Origin of the sequence: uncultured Lutibacter sp. (assembly GCF_947493565.1) — a bacterium.
Taxonomy (GTDB): Bacteria; Bacteroidota; Bacteroidia; order Flavobacteriales; family Flavobacteriaceae; genus Lutibacter; species Lutibacter aestuarii.
This window is the reverse complement of record NZ_CANLRG010000024.1, coordinates 1-480: the sequence shown is the minus strand read 5'-3', so window position 1 is coordinate 480 and position 480 is coordinate 1. Positions and strand designations below refer to the sequence as shown.

The 480-nt window shown below is 42.5% G+C and carries 1 pseudogene; it reads left to right on the top strand.

From position 1 onward, the window contains the following. Positions 1–480, top strand: a pseudogene (locus Q0714_RS14170) (hypothetical protein); the annotation flags it as partial.

Genomic DNA, 480 nt, shown 5'->3' with positions numbered 1-480 from the left:
AGTAGTGTTGCTACGGTAGTAGTGAATTCTAATACAGCGATTACGACAGACGTTTCAGATCCATCACCAGTATGTGCAGGTTCACCAATAGGAACTCTTACAGTTTCGGCAAGTGGTACAGGAGCGATTAGCTACCAATGGTATAGCAATACTACAGCAAGTACTACAGGAGGAACATTGATTAGTGGAGCAACAACATCGAGTTATACACCGACTGATACTACAGCAGGGACTTACTATTATTATGTAGTAGCAAGCAGTGATTGTTCAACGGCAACAAGTAGTGTTGCTACGGTAGTAGTGAATTCTAATACAGCGATTACGACAGATGTTTCAGATCCATCACCAGTATGTGCAGGTTCACCAATAGGAACTCTTACAGTTTCGGCAAGTGGTACAGGAGCGATTAGCTACCAATGGTATAGCAATACTACAGCAAGTACTACAGGAGGAACATTGATTAGTGGAGCAACAACATCG